The following is a 23925-nucleotide window of genomic DNA, read 5'->3' on the forward strand; positions in this document are numbered from 1 at the left end:
ACTACTTTAACATTTAAGCAGTTAATTCTTTTACTGCTGCAACAACAGCTTCAGTTGTAATACCAAAGAATTGGAACAAATCTTTTGCTGGTGCAGACTCACCATAAGTTGTCATACCAATCACTTTGCCATCAAGACCAACAAACTTCCACCAGTAGTCAACATGAGCAGCTTCAACCGCAACACGTGCACGGATATGAGCTGGTAATACAGCCTCACGATATGCAGCGTCTTGTTTCATAAATTCTTCTGCACATGGCATAGAAACTACACGCACACCGTCAAGTTGAGCATAAGCTTCCATTGCTAAAGAAATTTCAGAACCAGTTGCAATAATGATTGCTTTCAATTCGCCTTTTTCTTGAGCAAGAACGTAACCACCTTTTGCAACATTTTGAATTTGTTCTTCAGAACGTGTTTGGAATGGTAAGTTTTGACGAGAGAAAATAAGTGCTGTAGGGCCATCTTTACGCTCTAGAGCAGATTTCCATGCAGTAGCAGTTTCTACAGTATCAGCAGGACGCCATGTATTTAGGTTCGGAGTACCACGCAAAGAAGCAATTTGTTCGATTGGTTGGTGAGTTGGACCATCTTCACCTAAACCAATTGAGTCATGTGTATAAACATGAATTACACGCTGTTTCATCAATGCAGACATACGTACTGCATTACGCGCATATTCCATAAACATTAAGAATGTTGCAACGTAAGGAACAAAACCGCCATGTAATGCAACGCCATTCGCAATTGCAGTCATACCGAACTCACGTACGCCGTAGTATACATAGTTACCAGCTGGGTTTTCTTGAATGCCTTGACAACCTTTCCAAAGCGTTAAGTTAGAACCAGCCAAGTCAGCAGAACCACCTAGTAATTCAGGCAATAAAGGACCAAATGCTTGTAATGTGTTTTGGCTCGCTTTACGTGTTGCGATAGTTTCGCCTTTCGCATTTGTTTCACGAATGAATGCATCTGCTTGTGCTGCAAATTCTGCCGGTAAGTCACCGCTAATACGACGAAGTAACTCAGCTGCTTCAGTTGGATATTTTGCTTGATACTGTGCAAATACCGCATCCCAAGCTGCTTCAGATTCAGTACCTTTTGCTTTCGCGTCCCATGCAGCATATACATCAGCAGGAATAACGAATGCTTCTTCTTTCCAGCCTAATGCCTCACGAGTTAAAGCAATCTCATCTTTACCTAGTGGTGCACCATGGCAGTCTTCTTTACCTTGCTTATTAGGTGAACCTAAACCAATAATGGTTTTACACATAATAATGGTTGGTTTTTGAGTTTCAGCTTTCGCTTCGATTGTCGCTTGACGAATCGCATCAGCATCATGCCCATCTACACGAAGAACTTGCCAACCATAGGCTTTAAAACGCTCTTCTGTATCATCGCTGAACCAGCCTTCTACTTCACCATCAATTGAAATGCCATTGTCATCATAGTAAGCAATCAATTTACCAAGCTGTAAAGTACCTGCTAAAGAACATACTTCGTGAGAAATACCTTCCATTAAACAGCCATCACCCAAGAAACAGTAAGTGAAGTGGTCTACAACGTTTAAATCATCTTTATTGAACTGAGCAGCTAAAGTCTTTTCTGCTAAAGCAAAACCAACAGCGTTTGCAATACCTTGACCTAAAGGACCAGTCGTTGTTTCGATACCAGGTGCATAACCATATTCAGGATGACCTGGAGTTCTAGAATGCAATTGACGGAACTGTTTTAAATCTTCAATTGAAAGATCATAACCTGTTAAATGAAGCAAAGCATATTGCAACATTGAACCATGGCCGTTTGACAAAACGAAACGGTCGCGGTTTGCCCATTGTGGGTTAGTTGGGTTGTGATTTAAAAACTCGCGCCAGACGACGTCAGCAATATCTGCCATCCCCATTGGAGCACCAGGATGCCCTGAGTTTGCCTGTTGCACAGCATCCATTGCCAATACACGAATTGCATTTGCAATACGACGTTCGTTTAAAGGGGTCGTCATAAGATCAGAATCCAATTTTAATAGATTGATGAAAAGAAGAAGATGAATAACAATTCAATGCCGCTATATTGTCTTAAAAAAAAGGCTGAGGGTAAACCCCAACATAGTATATTTCTTTATTTTTAACCGTTTCTTGGTTACACAAAAAACATTTGGACCTTTAAGTTATACAAAACAGTGCTCATTTTCTTAAATGCAGCTTCCATATGCCAGCAGGCAGTTCTATTAGACTTTGATATATAGATAAAATATTTTGAATATCTCAATGTAGGTCGATCATGTTTCTTTTCTTTAAAATCCTACTTATAAGACATAATCTTTTTGTTAATTCATATGTCTAAAAAACACCCTAATAACTTGTGATTAAAATACCAATACTTTAAATAAAGATTCTTTATATCAATTTTACTAATACACTTATCAATTAAAACACAGTATAAATGAAACAAATTCATGCTTTTTGGTCAGTATGAACTGGTCCTCAAGCTCAAGTCGATGTAACATATTATGTCTTTTGAAATAACCAAGATAGGACTTTCATGCGCGAGTACGCTGTTTTTACCTCGGAATCTGTAAGCGAAGGTCATCCCGATAAAATGGCCGACCAAATTAGCGACGCTATTTTGGATGCAATCTTAAAAGAAGACCCATACGCACGTGTTGCATGTGAAACACTGGTAAAAACAGGCGCTGTTGTACTTGCTGGTGAAGTAACAACGACTGCTAATATTGATGTTGAAGCTGTTGTTCGTAATACCGTTAACGGTATTGGATATCACCACTCTGATCTTGGCTTTGATGGATCAACATGTGCTGTAATCAATATGATTGGTAAACAATCACCAGAGATTGCACAAGGTGTAGACCGTCAAAAACCTGAAGATCAAGGTGCCGGTGACCAAGGTTTGATGTTCGGTTACGCAAGCCGTGAAACAGATGTGTTAATGCCTGCTCCGATTTCTTATGCTCACCGTTTAATGGAACGTCAGGCTGAACTTCGTCGCTCAGGCGCACTTCCATGGTTACGCCCAGATGCAAAAAGCCAAGTGACTTTTGCATATGAAAATGGCAAGCCTGTACGTCTAGATGCAGTCGTTTTGTCTACTCAACATGATCCTGAAATTACGCAAAGCCAGCTTAAAGAAGCGATCATTGAAGAGATTATCAAGCCGATCATTCCTGCTGAAATGTTCCATGCTGCGACTAAGTTCCATATTAACCCAACTGGCATGTTCGTTATTGGCGGACCTGTGGGTGACTGTGGTTTAACAGGTCGTAAAATTATTGTTGATACATACGGTGGTATGGCTCGTCACGGCGGTGGTGCTTTCTCTGGTAAAGATCCATCTAAAGTTGACCGTTCTGCTGCATATGCTGGTCGTTATGTTGCAAAGAATATTGTAGCTGCTGGCCTTGCTGACAAATGTGAAATTCAGGTGAGTTACGCAATTGGTGTAGCAGAACCTACTTCAATTTCGATTAATACATTTGGTACAGCAAAAGTTTCTGATGAGTTGATTATTCAACTTGTACGTGATCATTTCGACTTAAGACCGTTTGGTATTACTCGTATGCTGGATCTTATTCAGCCAATGTATAAACAAACTGCGGCTTATGGCCACTTTGGTCGCGAAGGATCAGACACAGCATTTACATGGGAAAAAACTGATAAAGTTGAAGCTCTTAAAGATGCTGCTGGTCTTTAATATAAAGTCATAAAAAAGCCCGCCAATGAGCGGGCTTTTTTATAATTCAAATTTCATAATATGTAGGGTTTACTCTTCTAGCAACCATCCTTGATGCCATATCATTTGTAGCTCTGAACAAAATTTATTGCCTTGTCGTTTTATCATCCTGATTTAGCACATCAAGTAATGTTGACTGCATTGGTGTATCTTGATGGTTCTGGACATAAATATGGACAACTTTAAATACGACGACAACCGCTAGACAAGCCATCACACAAAACATCCACAAGCCATATGGGCTTCGAATATGTTGCGAGCCACAATATGGACATGATTTATCAGTTGATGCCACAACTTTGTCGCAACACGCACAATGGTATTGATATAGCATAGGTAACCCTCCTTCCCTCATTTCAACCGTTGTTTTTTTAATAGGTTTGCTGCATTTTTAATTTATACATCCTTTATATTTATCCTATGTGAAATGAAAAGATAATTCAATCTGAATGAACAATTGAGTCAATTAAAAAATATTATTAAAATACAAAAAGATAAGTTAAATATTATTTTTTTTGGACTATTTTTCTTATTTTGATATTTTGCCAAATTTGCTAAAATAAGCGAATAATCTCACATTTTAGGCAATTGCATGTCTCATACACAGCTGATTAATAAGGGTGGCTTTCGCGAAAGAGCAAACCGAAGTCGAGGTTATCAACAATCTGAAAACAAGCAAACCGCTCTACCTTCAAATAAATATCAACCGCAGTCGAAACCACAAGAAGAAACTCAATTAGAAATAGACGATAGTGATTCATCTACTTCAGTTTCTCAGAATAAATAATAATTTAAAAATAAAAAAAGCTTAAACCTTATGGGTTTAAGCTTTTTTATAACACACTTATTAATCTTTATTTTTATGCTCTATTTTTTTGTGGTCTGGAGTAACATCTCTCGCTTCACCATCAATAATGTTTGAATCATGGTATTGGCCTTGACTACCGCCCTGCTGATTCTGCATATCTTGCATTTGACGCATTAAATCAGCAAATGGATTTTGTCCCGAAGCATTGCCGCCCATACCACCCATCATTTTATTCATCATAGCTTGTTGACGTTTAGCAAGAGTTCTCATCGCTATATTACGAAATGCTGTTTGAACACCAGGGATCAAAATTAAAACAGCCAAAACATCAGATACGAGGCCTGGCAACATTAATAAGAAACCTGCAAAAGCATAAGCAAGTTTTTTAGTTACTGTTGGGTCACTACCTAGCTGGCCTGTCATCTGCATTTGCTGTAATTGAGGCATGATACCAGCAGTACTTCTGCGAATAAGCCCAAAACCAATAAAGAAAGCAATAATGAACCAAAAGAACACATACCATCCACTGATGAACTGTGCTACGCCAATCCATACGGCAATTTCAACAATCGCGCCCAGAACTACAATAAGAAGTAAATTCATTTAAAACTTTATCTATCTCAAAAAGAAAATTCATTGCAGTTTTATTTGACTTAACCCTATCTAAGTTTCCAATAAGGATTAAGCATTCCTCTTAACTCTGATTGTTCTGTCTAATTTCTAAAAAATCAACAAAAGCGATTACATCGATAAGAGTCTGCAATACTGGTGTACATTTGATTTTAACTCGATAAAAACAAACATGCTTTCTTATTAATGAGTGCTGTATCAACTTTATCAAGTGCCACTTCAATCAGATTTTAAATTTTTTACTCTATTGGAGCGAAAATCTCTTCAAAAAGAACGTATTTAGTCAAATAAAGTCTTATTTACTTAGTAAAGTTAGGAGTATTCCTTTGTTTATGCTGTACTTGTAGGAGACTTTAAAAGTCATACTGACGTAGAGACCATCCTAAATAGCTTACATTTTATCTATCTAAAAACAGTTCTATTCAAGTTAAATTAATTAATATTACTTCAAATTAAACTTAGTCAAAATTATGTATAAAAAAGTCCTTATCTTGGCAACAACTACTCTATTTTTATGTGCCTGTTCTTCTAACACGGTAAAACAACATCAAATACACTCTATTTCTGCCAATCAAAATTCAGAAGAAATTAAATCACTGTTTGATCAGGCGCAGACCACTGGGGTTTTTGTGATTAAGCGTGGGCAAACAGAAGAAATTTATGGTAATGATTTGAAAAGAGCATCAACCGAATATGTTCCCGCCTCTACCTTTAAAATATTGAATGCTTTAATTGGACTTGAACATCATAAGGTAACAACAACTGAAGTATTTAAATGGGATGGGCAAAAGCGTTTATTTCCTGATTGGGAAAAAGACATGACACTGGGCGATGCCATGAAAGCTTCTGCTATTCCTGTTTATCAAGAATTAGCCCGACGAATTGGCCTGAATCTTATGTCTAAAGAGGTGAAACGAGTTGGTTTCGGTAATGCGGACATTGGTTCACGAGTAGATAATTTTTGGCTTGTTGGTCCACTCAAAATTACACCTCTGCAAGAAGCCCAATTTGCTTATGAATTAGCTCATAAAACTCTTCCATTTAGCAAAGATGTACAAGAACAAGTTCAGTCACTGGTGTTCATAGAAGAAAAAAATGGACGTAAAATTTACGCAAAAAGTGGTTGGGGATTGGATGTTGAACCACAAGTTGGTTGGTTAACAGGCTGGGTCGTTCAACCACAAGGAGAAATTGTGGCATTCTCACTCAATTTAGAAATGAAAAAAGGAATACCTAGTTCTATTCGAAAAGAAATTGCTTATAAAGGATTAGAACAACTGGGTATCTTATAAGTTGAACGCTATAGCCCAGTTTATATCTCACATTATAAACTGAGCTATTTTTTTAAACTTGAAATTTGAAAGCTTTATGATTTACCCATCAACTGGCTGCTGTGGTGTATTTAAATTTAACTGATAAAAAGCAGCATCTAGCCATTGTCCAAACTTAAATCCGACTTGCTTAAAAGTACCTGCATGGATAAAGCCCATTTTTTCATGTAAACCGATGCTTGCTTGATTGGTCGCATCAATACAACCAATCAATACATGTAGCTCAGCTTCTTGAGCACGTTTAATCAACTCTTGCATTAAAATTTTACTTAGTCCGCTACCACGATGTTCGTGATGAATATAAATACTATGTTCAACAGTATATTTATAGGCAGGAAAAGCCCTAAAAGTTCCCCAGCTCGCAAAACCCAATAACTTGTTTGTTTCATCAACAATCCCAATCACGGGAAAGCCATTTTCTCTTTTAACTGAGAACCAGTTTTTCATCGACTCTTCGGAACGCGGCAAATAGTCATATAGAGCGGTTGAATTGATAATTGCCTCATTCAGAATCTCTAATATAGCCCCTGAATATTCTGCTTCATTACAATCAATTAAACGAAAATTAGAATTGAGGGAATAGATCATAAAGATTCCTTAACGGCAGAGATGAGTTGACTAGAGACGACTAAAATGTAGCGAGCGACTTGAGATGAATTATTGCTGTATATAACGGGCTGGTTGAGTTGCATTGCCAAGCAATCCCCTTTACTTAAAGCATAAGAAGATTCACCTAATTGAATATCAATTTTCCCTTCAACTACCCAGAGTTGCTGTTGTACTACCTTTAAGGTTTCACTAATTTCATAAGTAATTCGTGAGTGAGGGGGAAATTCAATTTCAACAATTTGAAATGGAGCCTTCCAATTTGGAGGTGAAATTTGACGGCGAATATAGCCAGTTTCTGGGTCTTTCCATTCTGATTGTTGACTGCGGCGGACAATAGGCTGAGGTGATTGATCACTTTGTGGGTTAGCAAAGAGTTGAGTTAAAGGCACGCCTAAACCATTTGCTAGCTTCTCAAGAACGACTGCTGTTGGACTCGCCTCACCTCTTTCAATCAAAGAAATTGCAGAGCGGCTTACTTGACATCGTGTAGCAAGAACATCAAGGGTATAGCCACGAGCTAAACGCAACTCACGTACTTGTTGTGCGATGCGAATATTAATATCTTCCATACACCCACAAACATCTATTCCAAAATTATAGATAAATATTCCACTAAACTAGAATATTGTCAATTATTAAAGAATTTCATTGTTTGGAAAATTTTGAAACCTATTCTTCTTAGTCACCCACATAGAATCTATTTAAAAAACGAAAAATAACCACTCATAGGTGACTTACTTAAATAACTCATGCACATCGTATTTTGGTATGTAACAATACCTTTAAATTATTTATGTAAGCCTTCGCATGTCTTTGATTATTGGGATTGATCCTGGTTCACGCTTAACAGGTTATGGAATCATTGAAAAAGATGGTAGCAAACTACGTTTTATCGATGCAGGTACTATCCGAACAGAAACTAAGGAAATGCCCGAACGCTTAAAACGTATTTTTGCTGGTATTGAACGTATTGTTAAATTTCATGGTCCAACTGAAGCTGCCGTCGAGCAAGTCTTTATGGCTCAGAACCCAGACTCTGCTTTAAAACTTGGACAAGCACGTGGTGCAGCCATAGCCGCTTTGGTCAATTTAGATTTACAAGTTGCAGAATATACTGCCCGTCAAATTAAACAGTCTGTCGTTGGTTATGGCGCTGCAGATAAAGAACAAGTGCAAATGATGGTCATGCGATTACTTAACCTGACCGTTAAACCTCAATCCGATGCAGCCGATGCACTAGCAGCAGCAATTTGCCATGCTCATGCATCTGGAAGTATGAGTAAACTATCTGTCCTTAATGCCTTAGGTGGTATGGCGCGTGGACGAAGCCGCTCTAGCAGTCGTAGACGTTAAACTTATAATTTACAACCTGAGTAATTACTTCATTCATTTGATAAGCCTGTAAACCTCGCATACCTTGTTTTGCAAGTTGATCTCCTGCCTGAGCATGAAGAGCAACAATTTCATGTAATGCAATACCTTTGTGGAACTGGGCTTTTAAGCTTGCAATCATTCCAGCCAGCACATCTCCCATTCCACCAGTTCCCATACCAGCATTACCTTCGGTACAAATATACAAGTCATCCTCTAAAATTAAGCTACCCGCTCCTTTAAGTACCCACTGACCTGCATATTTATGTTGCAAGGCGTAAATTGCAGCAATTCGGTCATTTTCAATTTGCGCTGTAGAACAACCAAGTAAGGTAGCAGCCTCTCCAGGATGGGGCGTTGAATAAATATGTGCATTCAATTTTTGAGGCTGTTTTGCTAAAAACCATAAAGCATCTGCATCTAAAACAATTTCCAGATGTTCACCCTGATTTAATAAATTAAACCATTGTTGGTAGATCTGCTTTGCCCAATCATCACGCCCTAACCCCATTCCAAAACATACTGCATCAACCTGAGATAAAATATCTTTAATAGACTTTTCAGTTAAAGCATTAATATCGCGGAGCATAATATTTGGTGAACGAGACAAAATAGCCTGATGATGCTTTTGATGACAAACCACCGTGACTTTACCTGCTCCTGCATGAAAAGCAGCCTCGGCAGCCATAATCACTGCACCGCCCATCTGTTCATGACCACCAACCACTAAAACATGCCCATAACTCCCTTTATGACCAAATGCTAATCGCTTAGGAAGTTTAATATTTGTTGATGTTAAATAAGCTAACGGTTTCAGCTCTTGGTCTATAGGAATTAAATCAATTAAATGAAGCTCGCCTGTGTATTCTTTGCCTTGACCTGTAAATAATCCGGCTTTAAGTCCTAAAACTGTAAATGTATGATCAGCTCGTATTGCACACGGCAAGGTAGATCCTGTATTTGCATGTAAACCACTTGGAATATCAACAGAAATTTTTAGGCCAGTTTGTCCATTAAATTGTTGAATAGCCTGTTTCCAATCGGCATTCAACTCACGATTCAAGCCAATACCAAATAAAGCATCAATATGGCAATCAAAATGCTTTGCGATTTCAAAACTTTGATGAATTTGTACCAGTTGATCTTTTGCAAATTGCACAGCTTGATGTAAATCTGCTGAAGCCCCTACTTCGGATGCAAAGATTTCAACATTCCAACCCGCTTGCTTTAAATAAGCTGCTATAAAATAACCATCACCAGCATTGTTGCCCTGTCCACACCAAACAGCAATATTTTTAATAGACTGCTCTTTAAAAAGTTTAATTAACTGTTGAGCAATTGACCAAGCCGCTTGTTGCATTAAACCTAATGATGAGTTTTGTGCAGCAAACCAGCGTTGCTCCCATGCTCGAATATCATCGCTATGGTAAACTACCGTCTGCATATTATTATCCTCTTCTGTTTTGGTTTATGACATCTTCCGATACATCACGCATTACGGTGCAACAAGTTGATCTTCATGAATTAAAAGCATGGATCAAGGCTCAAGCATTAGACTTGGGTTTTGCTGATTGTGTCATTGCAAAACCAGATGCTCAAGAGCAAATGCCACGTTTTTTAGAATATCTAGAACGTGGCTATCATGCAGACATGACCTATTTAGAAGAAAATCTAGAAAAACGAGCCGACCCTACATTATTAGTTCCGGGCACAAAAAGTATTATTTGCGTTCGTATGAACTATCTTGTCGAATCTCCAAAACCTCGATATGTACCTTTCGAACCAAACTCTGCGATTATTGCCCGTTATGCACGTGGCCGTGATTACCATAAAGTCATGCGTGGCAGATTGAAAACTTTAGCAACACGAATTCGTGAAAAAGTCGGCGATTTTGAATCTCGTCCTTTTGCCGATTCGGCGCCTATTTTTGAAAAATCGTTGGCTGAAAGTGCAGGAATGGGTTGGACAGGTAAACATACTTTGCTCATTCACAAAAAGTCAGGTTCTTTTTTTGTATTAGGTGAGCTATTTACATCACTCGATTTACCTTTCGATGAACCTGCAACAGCACATTGTGGTTCTTGTAGCGCTTGTATTGATATTTGTCCGACGCAAGCGATTGTCGAACCTTATATGCTAGATGCAAGGCGTTGCATTGCTTATTTAACTATCGAATACAAAGGAATTATTGCTGAAGAATTACGTGCAGGTATTGGTAATCGAATTTTTGGTTGTGATGACTGCCAATTAATTTGCCCGTGGAACAGTTTTGCCAAAACTGCGTCCATTAGCGATTTCAATCCTAGAAATGGATTAGACAATATTAGTCTACTGGATATCTGGCAGTGGGATGAAGCCACTTTTTTAGCAAATACAGAAGGCAGCCCAATTCGCCGGACAGGTTATCAATCGTTTAAACGTAATATTGCCATCGGATTAGGAAATGCGCCCTATTCAGCGGAAATTGTAGATCAGCTACACAAAGGCAAAAATTTACATGACGAAATCGTCAATGTGCATATTGATTGGGCAATTGAGCAGCAACTTAATCAACTTCAGCTATCAAATTAAAAAAATGATGTTTTTTGCCCTATAGCTTTAATACGAATTCTGTATGATTATGTGTAGTGAATTAATGCCATCATCATGGATATGACAATGACTCTACGTAATGATTGGAATCGTGAAGAAATCCAAGCTTTATATGAACAACCCTTTTTGGATTTAGTTTTCAAGGCTCAGCAAGTACATCGCGAGCACTTCACTGCCAATGCGATTCAGGTCAGCACCCTTTTATCTATTAAAACGGGTAAATGCCCTGAAGATTGCAAGTACTGCTCACAATCTGCACATTACGAATCAAAATTAGAAGCAGAAAAACGTATTGCTGTAGAAAAAGTGATTAGCGAAGCAAAAGCTGCAAAAGATTCAGGTTCTTCACGTTTTTGTATGGGCGCAGCTTGGCGTAACCCACATGAACGCGATATGCCTTATGTTTTAGAAATGGTACGTGAAGTAAAAGCTTTAGGTATGGAAACCTGTATGACTTTAGGCATGCTTAACCAATCTCAAGCAGAGCGCCTACAAGTTGCTGGTTTAGATTATTACAACCACAACCTAGATACATCTCGTGAGTACTACTCCCACATCATTAGCACACGTACTTTTGATGATCGTTTAAATACTCTAGATTATGTTCGCCAAGCTGGCATGAAGGTTTGTAGCGGTGGTATTGTAGGTTTAGGCGAAAGCCGTGATGACCGTGTTGGTTTATTACATGAATTAGCGACCCTACCAATTCATCCTGAATCAGTACCAATTAACATGCTTGTTCCAATTGAAGGAACACCGTTAGCAGATGTTGAAAAGCTTGATGTAATTGAGTGGATCCGCACTATTGCTGTTGCACGCATTATTATGCCGCATAGCTATATTCGTTTATCTGCTGGTCGTGAGTCATTAAGTGATTCAGATCAAGCATTAGCATTTATGGCGGGTGCAAACTCATTATTCTCTGGTGATAAGTTACTTACCACACCAAATGCAGGTGAAGGTAAAGACCAAGCGTTGTTTAATAAGCTAGGCTTAACTGCAGAAAAACCAAAACCAACAGTTGCTGACTTATCAGTAAATGCCATGAGCGCATAACTTAAGACAGTAAAATAAAAAAGCCCTGATTGTTCAGGGCTTTTTTATTTAAACAGAAGTAACTAAAATTCCATAAGTGGCATTAAGAAATGTCCCTACTCGAATAATGTCTTTTCCTGCCGCATGCGTTACAGACAGCTCTTGGCTCAATACATCAAAATTAAAAGAATCAAAAATATCTTGATGATGCAAAAGCCAAGTCACGGTATCTGCTAAATTATCATCTGCAATATAAGTTAAGGCCTTAAAGTCTTTACTCATAAATCACTCTTAAAAATAAATTTTATGAATTTTATATGAGTTAACTCTACCTTAAAAGCAAATCTAAGCTGCTTTAGGGTTCACTAACGAACCACCAGACAATAAGCTTGTCAAAGCTTGTGGTGAAAACTCTAATGAAAGTACATGATTCTTGAGATTAACTGAGTGCTTACTAATCAATGGAAGCAATCCTTCTTCTGTTTCAAAGACGTATTCATCTGCAATATTTAAGATACCCTCAAGATTAGTTGTACTTGAGGCAAGATCATGACTAAAGATGTCATAAATCGTTTGTAAGTTAAATGTTGTCTGCTGCTCCGTTGGGTGCTTAATAAGATAATCCTTTAAAAACAGAACGAGTTTATGAGCAAAGAAAAAGTAATTAGGTTTATAGCTATACTTGATACTATTCATGGAACGGAACTCCAGATTATCTTTTATTAAATTACAACTAAAACAGTAGGAATTGAATCTTAAAAAATTCTTAAAAAATAAACATATTCACAAGATAAATTTAAAAATATTTTTATTGTTTAAAAACATATAGTTATGCAGATAAAACAAACTTGTTTCATCAAAAATACATTAAATTTAGATTAATTTAATAAAATACAAATACTTAAATATTACAAGTTTTTTAATTTTATTTTAAAAATAAATCATTCAGTATTTTACCAACTGATAAAAATTATAATTCAAAAATATTTATTTATAAAAATAGCTGATCAAAATATATATAAATATAATGTTTTTCTTGTTTTTTGGTTGAAAAGTGATATATTTCCTTCGCCTTACTTAAGCAGAATAAACTTGCTGAAAAGTAATGGATTTTATTTTAAAAAGCTATTCTGGGGATTTTATGAAAAAGTTTATTTTTATAGCGGCAGTTTCTCTCTTAAATATAACAAATGCACAAGCTGCAGATGGCACAATTACTATTAATGGTCTTGTTACGGATAATACTTGTACTATTGATACTGGAGATAAAAACTTAACAATTAATCTGCCTACAGTTTCATCTCAAACATTAAAAAATGCAGGTGATGTGGCTGGTCGTACCCCATTTCAAATTAATTTAACAAACTGTTCTTCTGCTGGCAAAGTAGCCACTTATTTTGAGCCGGGCGCTACCGTTGATTTTAATACTGGTCGTTTGTTAAACCAAGCAACTTCGGGCGGGGCAACAAACGTGAATATCCAGTTGCTAGGTAGTAATAACGCTGTAATCCCTGTACTCGCTACAAGCACGAATGGAATTCAGACAAACTCACAATGGGTGAATGTTTCAGCAGGTGGTGATGCTGACCTTAACTATTATGCTGAGTATTATGCTACAGGCGCTTCGACTGCTGGTACGGTAACGTCACAAGTAAAATATACCATTATTTATCAATAAAATTAAAACTGAAGCTTCTATTTCTAAATAGAAGCTATCTCCTATCTATTATTCATTATTGAGAATATGACTCATGCTTTTTCGTGGTCGTAAGTTTTTTTGGGGATTAGTTTGCCTACAGGTAGCACTGACTACCACAGGTCATACTGAAATTATTTTACATGGAACTCGTGTCATTTATCCTTCAAATGCACGTGAAATCACATTACAACTGAGTAATAACGGTACAGCTCCGTCTCTTGTTCAGGCTTGGATTGATGATGGAAATGCAAAGTTAACTCCCGATGAAGCAAATGTCCCTTTTATTATTACCCCCCCGATTTCACGAGTAGAAGCAACTAAAGGTCAAACTTTAAGAATTACAGCTCTACCTAATTCTTTTCAATTAAATCAGCAACAAGAATCCATTTTTTGGCTTAATGTTTTAGATATACCTCCTAAACCCGAAGGTAAAACTCAACAAGACCAAACTACCCCAATTTCTAATAATTTTTTACAGCTCGCTGTTCGTTCGCGAATTAAATTTTTTTACCGCCCTATAAATCTAAAAGAAAATATTGAACAACTAAATGAGAAAGTTCAATGGAAAATAAATGATCAATATCTAGTAGTGAAGAACCCAACACCATTTTTCCTCACTCTTACCTCCATTTTCCAAGGAAGTGAAAGTCATAAAACAGACTTATTACAACAAGGTTTAATGGTTGCCCCTTTTTCAGAAGATAAAATAAAACTAAAAAATAAAAATCTAGCAGATATGAGCTTTGTATATATCAATGATTATGGTGGAAGAGTTGAGCACCCAATAAAGTTCTAACCTTACTGTATTAATGAAGAAAACCTAAATACCTATCATGAATAGGCTCTAAAACTATGTCTAAATGGTTTATACCTTATATATGTTTAAAAAGCCCTTTTACTTGTTATGTGGCCTCAACTATTGCGTTATTTATACCTTTGGCTGCATATGCCGAAAATAATGTGGATGTTTCAGGTTTCTCAAAAGCAGAGTTTGATAGCAATTTTTTAGTCGGTAATGCGCAAAAAATTGATATTGGTCGTTTCAAATATGGAAACCCTATCTTAGCTGGTGAATATAGCTTAGATGTCTATATTAATGGTCAATGGCTGGGTAAACGGCGCATGCGCTTTAATGCCAGCTCTCCTAACGTAAATGCTGAAACCTGTTTTACAGAAGCCATGTTACTAGAATATGGCGTAAAAGCTGATGTGCTTAGCCAACATTCGCATACATCCTCTCTTTCTTGTGATGCACTAGGTCATTGGATAGATAATGCTTTTTATTTATTTGATAGCTCTCGTTTACGAATTGATATTTCTATCCCCCAAATCACATTAGAAAAAAATGCACAGGGCTATATCGATCCGCATCTTTGGGATCGAGGTATTAATGCAGCTTTTTTGACATATAACACGACTGCTTATCGGATAGTTAACGAACAACATGAAAGTACATATGCTTTTATGGGGACTAATCTTGGAGCAAATTTAGCAAGTTGGCAATTTCGCCATAATGGACAATGGAAATGGCAAAGCCAATCCGACTCACAACCTAATAATTCTTCTTATACATCAACAAATACATATATACAAAAAGCATTTCCAAAAATTAATGGTGTTGTGACTTTAGGCGATTATTTTACTAATAGTGATTTTATCGATTCTTTACCGTATCGCGGCGTAAATATTTCAAGTGACGACCGAATGCTTCCAAACAGCATGCTCGGTTATGCCCCCAGAGTGAGAGGTTATGCAAAAACCAATGCGAAAGTCGAGGTTAGGCAACAAGGCAACTTAATTTATCAGACAACAGTACCACCCGGAAACTTTGAAATTAATGATCTTTACCCAACAGGATTTGGAGGTGAGCTACAAGTTTCAGTAATTGAATCTAATGGCATAATCCAGAAATTCGCTATTCCCTATGCTTCTGTGGTTGAAATGCTACGTCCGCAAATGAGTCGATACTCATTAACTTTAGGGCAGTTTCGAGATTCAAACCTCGACCTAAATCCGTGGCTGATACAAGGTAAATATCAACGGGGAATTAATAATTACCTCACCACTTACAGTGCGATTCAAGCAACGCAACAATATCTCTCATTATTACTAGGTACAGCTTTTTCAACACCTATTGGAGCGATTTCTTTTGATGCGACCCAGTCAAAAACTGAGTTTAATCATCAACCTAAAATGTCGGGGCAAAGTTATCGTTTAAGTTATAGTAAGTTATTTTCCCCAACAAATACTAATTTAACATTAGCTACTTATCGCTATTCAACAGAAAACTACCTCAAATTGCGTGATGCAATTTTAATTCAAGATTTACAACAACAAAATATTGATAGCTTTTCCGTAGGCAAACAAAAAAGTGAATTTCAGATTACTTTAAATCAAGTGCTTCCAAAACAATGGGGAAATTTTTACTTAGTCGGTTCATGGACAAATTATTGGAATCAACCAACGACCAATAAACAGTTCCAATTAGGTTATAGCAATCAATTTAAAGATTTAACTTATAGTTTATCTGCAATGAGTAGCGAGATTGAAGAAGACGGTGCTCGCACAGGACAAGATACACAGTACCTTGCTTCTTTCTCTTTTCCATTAGATTTTAAGAAAACTTCTCTGACTTTTAATAGTGTTATTGGTGACGACAGTCAGATTTTAAGCTTCAGTGGCTTTACAGGAAATCGCTTAAACTATGGCGCATCAATTTCTAAGCAGGACAATGATCAAACCAACCTAAATATTAATGGTACCTATAAAACAAACTATACAACACTTGGTGCTTCATTCAGTCATGCAGATTCATACCGACAAGAAATGCTTAGCTTCAGTGGCAATGTTGTTGCACATTCTCAAGGAATTTTGTTTGGGCCAGATCAAGCTCAAACCATGGTGTTGGTCTATGCGCCGGATGCTACTGGAGCACAAGTTGGAAATACACCCGGGCTAAGTATTAATAAAAACGGATATGCCGTTATTCCCTATGTTACGCCTTACCGTATGAATGACATTAGTCTTGACCCAGAAGGCATGTCTACCCAAGTTGAACTTGCTGAAAGCAGTTTACGGATTGCCCCCTACGCAGGTTCGATCACTAAAGTTCAATTCTCAACAAAAAAAGGTTATGCACTTTTTATTAGTACAACAACATTAGATGGTTCACATCTACCTTTTGCCGCACAGGTATATAACCAGAATAACGAAGTAATAGGCATTGTCGCACAAGGCAGTCGCATTTATTTACGAACACCCCTAACCCATGACCGTTTATATGTGAAATGGGGAAATACGAGTACTGAAAAATGCGAGATTGAATACGATATAGCGGATCAAATAAAACATAACAACCAACCAATTATTATGACAAAGGCAGTCTGTAAATGAATAATATTTTAAGAAAAATTGGATTCTTGGCAGTGAGTCTATTTGCTTATAGCCATACAAATGCAAATTGTAATTTAAGTAAAGGATTTACTACCGTCGATATTCCGATGACAATAGGTAAAATCGTAGTAAAACCAAATGATCCAATAGGAACGATCTTACAAAAGAATACTTTTACAATCTCTCCTAATAATTCGACTGCAACTTGTAATCGAGCGAGTGATCAAATCATTGCAGCTCTCCCCTTAAATTATCCAATTAGCCCAATAGGCAATAATGTTTATGCGACCAATATTCCAGGAATTGGTATTCGTCTTTATCGCGAAGCTGCCGATGCTTCAGATTTTTCCGGATATTATCCTTATAGACGTACATTAACACCCAATCAAACATATACACTTTCCCCGGGGTATTTTGTTATGGAGGTTATTAAAACTGCCATGACAACTGGTTCTGGAGCACTAGTCGCAGGTCGTTACAGTACCTATTACGTATCAGGACAACAGAACCGCCCATTTTTAACCACTACTGTATTAAGTAATGCCCCTATTCTTATTGCGTCTTCATCTTGTGAAATTCAAAATGGTGTAGATTCACCAGTTCAACTTCCAACCGTGATGAAATCAGGCTTTCGAGCGATTGGGTCAACCCAAGGGGAACAGAATTTTAATCTATCGATCTTATGTAATGGTGGCGAAAATAACTCTGGTATCGCTACGAGTAATACGATCAGCTTAAGTTTTGATTATAATTCTGACACCTCAAATAATCAGGTGATTAACAACAGTGCTGCGAATTCAATAAAAGCTAACGGTGTGGGGGTTGAACTGTTATGGAATATGAATGGAGCAAATAAACCGATTCAAAAAGCAAGCAAACTTAATATAGGTATGGTGAATTCCAACCAAACTGTTGAATATGATGTTCCTTTAACTGCTCGTTATTATCAGACTGCCACCAATGTGACCGCAGGTGAGGTTAAAGCCACAGCGACGGTGACCATTCAATATGATTAACGACCCTCTATAACACTACTAAAAAAAAGCTTTATGCTACAAAGAGGACTCAAAACTCATATTTCACAAACTTTGTAGTTCTATTAAAAAATCACATAAAAAAATGCTCATAAGCAAAAATAGCAAATGAGCATTAGTGATAACCACTTAACCTGAAATACAAATTGTGGGAAATAGATCACAATTTGCATCACTATAATTTCAAAAAATAGCTTAAAGATCAAGTCTTTTTTTTAACAAAGATTCTAATAGATAACATAACATGTTGTTTTAAATAAATTAAAAAAATAAATTTAATTCATGAGTCCTATTTTATAGTGTTTCTAAAGAATTATCATTCTATTAATTAATAAAAACTTAATTTTAAGAAAAGTTAAAAGATATTATTCAAATCAACAAAAATAAAATTTACTGTATTTTCAATTTGTTAGATAAAAAACATAAAAATTTAAATTTTACTGAATTACATAATTTATAATAAAAAAAACATAAATAAATTTAGAAATCCCCTTCAATTACCAATAATATCTTTAGACTTTTTATCAGAACGTAACATGCTCATTTTTTGGAAAATATTATGTATCGTATTATTAAGTCTAGGTGCTACAAGTATAGGTTTTGCGATTAGTAAGATTGATCTTTTTCTTTTTTTTATAGGTTTTCTTTTATTAATCTCCTTTATCTTAGCTTTAAAGCAAGCACGTGAAGATGCGGGTTTCTTCCCTGATAATTAAAATATGAACAAGAGAAGAATTTAAGTCAGAAATAAAGCTTCCCCCATAACTCAGAAAGTTAGCAATTCGACTATCTAATGTTTAGAGAAAGCCCCTCTACTCTATAGATTATCTAGCACGTATTTCTATTTCTTAAGATTTATATTTTGAAAGGCTCGAAGCAACTCACGAGAAAGTCCATCACTACGCGTATTGCCGCGCTATGCCGTAAATCTTCGTGTGTGACTAACCAGATTTCAGCACTCATTGGATGGTCATCTTGTAATCTGACCAAATTACTAAGAGCACCTAAAAAATCAGGTAAGACCGCTAACCCAGCTTCTCCACATGCAGCTCTCCACTGCAACTCAGGATTGTTGGTAATCATTACAGGTTCTTTATGTCCTAATCTTTCTTTTAACTTCTGTTGTTTCTGACCATGTACCCCACCTACCTCTACACTAATCCACTCATAACTTTCGGGATCAGTTGATGCTAAATAATTTGGAGCAGCATATATTCCAAAAGGAATTTCACCAACTTTACGAGCAACTAAATTTTCATCCGTAGGACGGCCAAATCTTACCGCAATATCAGCCTCACTATGCTGTAAAGAAACATAATGAACATCGCCAAGTACACGCAGACGATAAAATTTCCCTAGATGAGGCATGATGAGATGTGCCGCAGTTAAAGGAGGCATACTAATAGAAACACTTCCCATCACTTCTTGCTGACCAGCTTGAGTTAAACGTTCAATAGAAAAAGTTTCTTCCATCATACGACCAACCACCTGCGCAAGGCGTTCCCCATCAGGAGTTAGAATGTAGGTCCGTGGTCTACGATCAACTAATTTAAGTTTTAAGTTTTGTTCTAGCTGAGCAATTCTTCTGGATACAGTTGCATGATCTACACCCAATTTTCGGGCAGCCGCTGACAGTGACTTTTCTTCGGTAAAAACTGAAAAGTAATGTAAATTTTCCCAATCAATCATTGTGCAAATTTTCACATTAGAAGTGTATTAATATGGAATTGTACACCTTTATATAATTGCCCAGAATAAAACCTTTCTTAATGGGAGCCTGTCCATGAACAGAACGGTGGCTTATGCCTATGCTGGTGTTGTATTAACGATGTTTTTTTGGGGATCAGCATTTAATGCAATGTCTTATATTATTCAGCATATGCCTCCACTATCTGCCGCATCTGAACGGTTTTCAATTGCAAGTCTGGGCTTACTCTTGATCTTTTCAATAACAGGCAAATTAAGATGGACAGCTTTAAGTCAAAATTTAGTTATCTACCTTGTTATTGGGGGAGTTGGCATTGCAGGATTCAACATCGGTTGTTTTTATGGCTTACAGACTACATCTGCCGTGAACGGTGCTTTAATTATGGCAACTACACCGTTGATGACTTTATTAATGACAATCATGCTAGACGGTGAAAAACTTACTCCTAGTAAATTTTTAGGCGTTTTATTCGGCTTAAGTGGTGTGTTACTTGTGATTAGTCAGGGGCATATAACAACGTTGCTTCATCTAAAAATAGATATTGGCGATCTATTTATATTATTAGGAGCTTTTGGTTTTTGCTTAGCTAATGTTCTATCTCGCCGCTATGTAAAAAATGCTACACCACTAGAAACAACCACTTTTTCGATGATGTTCGGTGCAATAACGCTTAGTGTATTAAGTATGATATTTGAAGATCCTCTTACAGCCATCACTTCTGCCCCTGTAAATGCACATTTGGCCATGGGATATGTCGTTATTTGCTCAACAATGATTGCTTATTTATTCTGGTTCAATGGCATACAAAAGCTAGGAGCTGGCCGTGCTTCCGTCTTTTTTAACTTTGTACCAGTGTTCAGTATGCTGATCGCCCTAGTTACTGGGCAATCTCTTAATGTGTGGCAATTGCTAGGAACAGCTTTAGTCATGCTGGGTGTAATGAGTAGCGGAGGTTTTTTAAAAATTAAAGCTACTCCGCTTATAGGCAAACATTGTACAAAATAGGAAATATGCTGCTACATTAAAAAACTTATATTTATCATGTAGCAGCACCTTCCAACACAAAATAGACAAATTATTTATTTAATAAACTCTTTAATTTTATAACTTTTATTTTTTAAATATCTTTTTATATTTTTTATTATCTATCACAAAAGTTCATCTTAATTATTCCGTTGTAACAAATAACGTATGTTTCTTTAAAAATTAATAAAAGATTGCCATATATAGTTTTTAAACAACCAATGGAGATATTAAAAATGAAGCTGGATTTCACAACCATTGAAAAGCAAGCTAAATTGCTACAAGAAGAGCAAGAAAAAATAGAGCAACAAGATCATGACTTTCAGGTTGCTTTAGATAAACACAGAGAATCTTTAAAGAATTTATTTAAAGATCTTTTTTCTGACCATGATATTAAAACGGAAAATGGAGGTCATTTTTGTGTGAATTTTGGAAATTTCAAAATTTCCTTATTGATTGAAACTGCTAAATTTGAGAATGGTGTTCCTGTAAAATTAAATTCGGTAAACCCTGTTATTATTAAGTTAAAAAAAGATAAACCTGTTGCCAAAGCACAATTTACCGACGCAACTCAATATTTAGATAATTATTCAGAAACTCCCAACTATCAGTATTATTATAAACAAGAAGATAAAACCCAACTTGTGCAATTCTCTGAAATTCCAACTTTTTTTCAAGCGATCTTAGACACCAATGTATAAAGTCTGGCCCTCAATAGAGGGCTTTTTTATATATTATTTTTTTATCATTTTAATTCTATTAAAAACAAAACCAGACTAATTTTTCTAATATTTATTAAACACTTAAACTGCTTTTAAGTTCTAATCCCTCAAAAAATATTTGATTATTATTTAAATAACTTGTATATACATGTTTATATTTGTTTGTACAAATATTGACTTAATAAAAATAGAGTAGACTCTTAAAGGACAAGGAGAGTGTAATGGACTCATCGGCTGAGAAACCAAATAGTAGTTTTATTGAAAACCGAAGCATTGATTTTATTCCAGAAAATGAAAGACATGGCGGAGTGTTTGCTCAATTTACTCTCTGGTTTGGTGCTAATTTACAAATTACGGCCATTGTGACGGGTGCGCTAGCAGTTGTACTAGGTGGTGATGTTTTTTGGTCGATTATTGGTTTATTTGTGGGGCAATGTTTTGGTGCTGCTGTCATGGCTCTACATGCTGCTCAAGGTCCAAAACTAGGCCTGCCCCAAATGATTTCAAGTCGTGTTCAGTTTGGGGTATATGGTGCGTGTATTCCAATCATACTCGTTTGTCTCATGTATCTTGGGTTTACCGCAACTGGTGAGGTGCTCGCGGGTAAAGCAATTGCCCATCTCGCACATGTCAGCAATACAACTGGCATCTTAATTTATGCATGTTTAATTATTATATTTGCAACCATTGGATATCGTTTAATTCATTTGGTAGGCAAAGTAGCCAGTATTATTGGTTTGATTGCTTTTGTGATTATTTTGACTCAAATCTTAGCACTTTCTGATTTCTCTGAACTCTTAGCAGTACGTCATTTCAATTGGTCTTCATTTTTGTTAGCAGTTTCACTTTCTGCTTCTTGGCAAATCTCTTTTGGACCTTATGTTGCAGACTACTCCCGCTATCTTCCAACTAAAACCTCTTCATCTCGTGTTTTTTGGGCTGTTGGCTTAGGCTCTTTATTGGGCTCACAAATTTCTATGACCCTAGGCGTTTTGATCGCTCAGGTTGCAAACGGAAATTTTGTTGGAAATGAAGTTCAATATGTTGTGGGTATGAATCCAATTGCCCTAGTCGTAACCTTTTTATATTTTAGTATTGCTTTTGGCAAAGTTACTCTGACGACCCTAAATGCTTACGGTAGTTTTATGTGCGTTGCTACGATTTGGAATAGTTTTAAATCGACAAATCAAATTTCAAAAATAACAAGATTACTCATTGTCCTTGCTATGGTTGTGATTTCTACTTTCATTGCAATTATAGGCGAACACACATTCTTAAGTGCTTTTAAAGCATTTATTCTGTTTTTACTTACCTTCTTTATTCCATGGAGTGCCATTAATCTGGTTGATTACTACTTTATCTCTAAAGAAGAATGTGATGTAGATGCACTCTATGATCCAAATGGCAAGTATGGCCGTTGGAATCGAATTGGTATTACCTGCTACTTTCTAGGTATTTTGATTCAACTGCCATTTATTGATAGTAAATTCTATACGGGGCAAATTGCTGCGATGTTAGGAGGAATCGATTTATCATGGCTGGTAGGACTGATCTCTACCGCAGTGATTTATTATATTTTCGCCAAAAAAGCTCAACTCAAGTTTTCAAAACAGTTAGTCATTGATCAAGTCAAATAATGGAACTGGATAAGCTATCAAAGTCACATACCTTGATAGCTTATTGATCTGATTTGGCGACTATTCTTTTAGTGTCTTAGCCTGTGCTGAAATAGGCAATCCAAATAACTTATCAAAGCTCCAGTTAAATATAAAAGTATAGATAGGAATAATGATAATAAAGGCCACATCTAACCAAAAAGCAGCAACTAGAGAAATATCCATCCACCATGAAATAAGCGGTATCAAAAACAGCACTAAAGTAAGCTGAAAACCAATTGCATGCCCCACTCTACGCTTAACCGTACGAATATTACTACTTTGTCTAGCTTCCCATTCCTCATATAAAATATTGTAGATAAAATTCCAAGTTACAGCGATGCTAGTAATCATGACGGATAGTGGCCCCGTATGTTCAACACTATCACCTGCCAAAATCGCTAACCCTACTGATGAAATGATCATTCCAATGACTTCATAAAAAGAAACATATACGATTCGACGCTTTACACCTTGCATAATCAACAAACTCTGCTTAATTCTTTATATTTTAATTTCAGTCAAAATCATATATAAAGTTAATAGCTTTCAGTTCTACTGATATCAA

24 protein-coding genes are annotated in these 23925 nt (G+C 36.5%); 14 read left to right on the top strand and 10 right to left on the bottom strand.

Annotated features, from left to right (window positions below; genetic code table 11):
* Window positions 1–13: 13 nt before the first annotated feature.
* Window positions 14–2002: a transketolase gene (tkt, locus tag FY048_RS06460; protein ID WP_446090567.1), complete on the bottom strand. Its 1989-nt coding sequence runs from the start codon at window positions 2000–2002 to the stop codon at window positions 14–16.
* 539 nt (window positions 2003–2541) lie between these two features.
* Here tkt and metK point away from each other — a divergent pair.
* A complete protein-coding gene (metK, locus tag FY048_RS06465) occupies window positions 2542–3708 on the top strand; it encodes a methionine adenosyltransferase (protein ID WP_016138342.1) in 1167 nt (388 codons plus the stop codon).
* 124 nt (window positions 3709–3832) lie between these two features.
* On the opposite strand, the gene FY048_RS06470 is transcribed toward metK, so the two are convergent.
* Entirely contained in the window at window positions 3833–4081 is a 249-nt protein-coding gene (locus FY048_RS06470) for a hypothetical protein (RefSeq protein ID WP_016138343.1), read from the bottom strand.
* 258 nt (window positions 4082–4339) lie between these two features.
* On the opposite strand from FY048_RS06470, the gene FY048_RS06475 reads away from it, so the two are divergent.
* Complete coding sequence (locus FY048_RS06475; protein ID WP_446090568.1) at window positions 4340–4534, top strand: hypothetical protein; 195 nt, start codon at window positions 4340–4342, stop codon at window positions 4532–4534.
* Between the two features lie 60 nt (window positions 4535–4594).
* Here FY048_RS06475 and FY048_RS06480 read toward each other — a convergent pair whose 3' ends face one another.
* Window positions 4595–5158, bottom strand: a complete 564-nt coding sequence (locus tag FY048_RS06480) for an FxsA family protein (protein WP_446090569.1) — start codon at window positions 5156–5158, stop codon at window positions 4595–4597.
* Between the two features lie 497 nt (window positions 5159–5655).
* Here FY048_RS06480 and blaOXA point away from each other — a divergent pair, with 497 nt between their 5' ends.
* Complete coding sequence (gene blaOXA / locus FY048_RS06485) at window positions 5656–6477, top strand: OXA-213 family carbapenem-hydrolyzing class D beta-lactamase (RefSeq protein ID WP_446090570.1); 822 nt, start codon at window positions 5656–5658, stop codon at window positions 6475–6477.
* 81 nt (window positions 6478–6558) lie between these two features.
* Here blaOXA and FY048_RS06490 read toward each other — a convergent pair whose 3' ends face one another.
* Window positions 6559–7104 (bottom strand): N-acetyltransferase family protein, encoded by a 546-nt coding sequence (locus FY048_RS06490; RefSeq protein WP_446090571.1) that lies wholly within the window; start codon window positions 7102–7104, stop codon window positions 6559–6561.
* A complete protein-coding gene (locus FY048_RS06495) occupies window positions 7101–7694 on the bottom strand; it encodes a helix-turn-helix domain-containing protein (protein WP_446090572.1) in 594 nt (197 codons plus the stop codon). The genes FY048_RS06490 and FY048_RS06495 overlap by 4 nt, the downstream gene beginning before the upstream one ends.
* 238 nt (window positions 7695–7932) lie before the next feature.
* On the opposite strand from FY048_RS06495, the gene ruvC reads away from it, so the two are divergent.
* The gene (gene ruvC, locus FY048_RS06500) at window positions 7933–8478 is read left to right on the top strand and encodes a crossover junction endodeoxyribonuclease RuvC (RefSeq protein WP_016138349.1); all 546 of its coding nucleotides are present in this window, start codon (window positions 7933–7935) and stop codon (window positions 8476–8478) included.
* Here the strand turns inward: ruvC and FY048_RS06505 are convergent.
* The gene (locus FY048_RS06505; protein ID WP_446090573.1) at window positions 8459–9940 is read right to left on the bottom strand and encodes an NAD(P)H-hydrate dehydratase; all 1482 of its coding nucleotides are present in this window, start codon (window positions 9938–9940) and stop codon (window positions 8459–8461) included. The two genes, ruvC and FY048_RS06505, sit on opposite strands and share 20 nt — an antisense overlap.
* Before the next feature lie 26 nt (window positions 9941–9966).
* On the opposite strand from FY048_RS06505, the gene queG reads away from it, so the two are divergent.
* Window positions 9967–11067, top strand: coding sequence for a tRNA epoxyqueuosine(34) reductase QueG (gene queG, locus FY048_RS06510; protein ID WP_446090574.1), 1101 nt, complete (start codon window positions 9967–9969; stop codon window positions 11065–11067).
* 87 nt (window positions 11068–11154) lie between these two features.
* Window positions 11155–12144: a biotin synthase BioB gene (gene bioB / locus FY048_RS06515; RefSeq protein WP_016138352.1), complete on the top strand. Its 990-nt coding sequence runs from the start codon at window positions 11155–11157 to the stop codon at window positions 12142–12144.
* 48 nt (window positions 12145–12192) lie between these two features.
* On the opposite strand, the gene FY048_RS06520 is transcribed toward bioB, so the two are convergent.
* On the bottom strand, window positions 12193–12405 hold the full coding sequence (locus FY048_RS06520; RefSeq protein WP_446090575.1) for a hypothetical protein: 213 nt from the start codon (window positions 12403–12405) through the stop codon (window positions 12193–12195).
* 63 nt (window positions 12406–12468) lie between these two features.
* Window positions 12469–12819 (bottom strand): hypothetical protein, encoded by a 351-nt coding sequence (locus FY048_RS06525; protein ID WP_016138354.1) that lies wholly within the window; start codon window positions 12817–12819, stop codon window positions 12469–12471.
* A 445-nt stretch (window positions 12820–13264) separates the two neighbouring features.
* On the opposite strand from FY048_RS06525, the gene FY048_RS06530 reads away from it, so the two are divergent.
* The 5 genes from FY048_RS06530 to FY048_RS06550 all read left to right on the top strand — a co-directional run bounded on the left by FY048_RS06530 (window position 13265) and on the right by FY048_RS06550 (window position 18965).
* Window positions 13265–13801 carry a fimbrial protein gene (locus FY048_RS06530; RefSeq protein ID WP_446090576.1) on the top strand — a complete coding sequence of 179 codons (537 nt, stop codon included), beginning with the start codon at window positions 13265–13267 and terminating at the stop codon, window positions 13799–13801.
* A gap of 73 nt (window positions 13802–13874) precedes the next feature.
* The gene (locus FY048_RS06535) at window positions 13875–14618 is read left to right on the top strand and encodes a fimbrial biogenesis chaperone (protein ID WP_446090577.1); all 744 of its coding nucleotides are present in this window, start codon (window positions 13875–13877) and stop codon (window positions 14616–14618) included.
* A gap of 140 nt (window positions 14619–14758) precedes the next feature.
* On the top strand, window positions 14759–17215 hold the full coding sequence (locus FY048_RS06540; protein ID WP_446090731.1) for a fimbria/pilus outer membrane usher protein: 2457 nt from the start codon (window positions 14759–14761) through the stop codon (window positions 17213–17215).
* Window positions 17212–18231 (top strand): fimbrial protein, encoded by a 1020-nt coding sequence (locus FY048_RS06545; protein WP_446090578.1) that lies wholly within the window; start codon window positions 17212–17214, stop codon window positions 18229–18231. Before FY048_RS06540 ends, FY048_RS06545 begins: the two co-directional genes overlap by 4 nt.
* Window positions 18232–18785: 554 nt before the next feature.
* Window positions 18786–18965, top strand: coding sequence for a hypothetical protein (locus FY048_RS06550; protein ID WP_446090579.1), 180 nt, complete (start codon window positions 18786–18788; stop codon window positions 18963–18965).
* Window positions 18966–19104: 139 nt separating this feature from the next.
* Here the strand turns inward: FY048_RS06550 and FY048_RS06555 are convergent, their stop codons facing one another.
* Complete coding sequence (locus FY048_RS06555; RefSeq protein WP_446090580.1) at window positions 19105–19938, bottom strand: LysR family transcriptional regulator; 834 nt, start codon at window positions 19936–19938, stop codon at window positions 19105–19107.
* Between the two features lie 94 nt (window positions 19939–20032).
* Here FY048_RS06555 and FY048_RS06560 point away from each other — a divergent pair, with 94 nt between their 5' ends.
* The 3 genes from FY048_RS06560 (at window position 20033) to FY048_RS06570 (ending at window position 23339) form a co-directional block, all read left to right on the top strand.
* Window positions 20033–20962 carry a DMT family transporter gene (locus FY048_RS06560; RefSeq protein WP_446090581.1) on the top strand — a complete coding sequence of 310 codons (930 nt, stop codon included), beginning with the start codon at window positions 20033–20035 and terminating at the stop codon, window positions 20960–20962.
* A 254-nt stretch (window positions 20963–21216) separates the two neighbouring features.
* Entirely contained in the window at window positions 21217–21681 is a 465-nt protein-coding gene (locus FY048_RS06565) for a hypothetical protein (protein ID WP_446090582.1), read from the top strand.
* A 242-nt stretch (window positions 21682–21923) separates the two neighbouring features.
* Window positions 21924–23339 carry a purine-cytosine permease family protein gene (locus FY048_RS06570; protein WP_446090583.1) on the top strand — a complete coding sequence of 472 codons (1416 nt, stop codon included), beginning with the start codon at window positions 21924–21926 and terminating at the stop codon, window positions 23337–23339.
* A 60-nt stretch (window positions 23340–23399) separates the two neighbouring features.
* Here FY048_RS06570 and FY048_RS06575 read toward each other — a convergent pair whose 3' ends face one another.
* Window positions 23400–23837: a PACE efflux transporter gene (locus tag FY048_RS06575; protein ID WP_446090584.1), complete on the bottom strand. Its 438-nt coding sequence runs from the start codon at window positions 23835–23837 to the stop codon at window positions 23400–23402.
* Window positions 23838–23925 lie beyond the last annotated feature (88 nt).

The sequence above is a fragment of the Acinetobacter sp. 1124_18A genome, assembly GCF_052824995.1.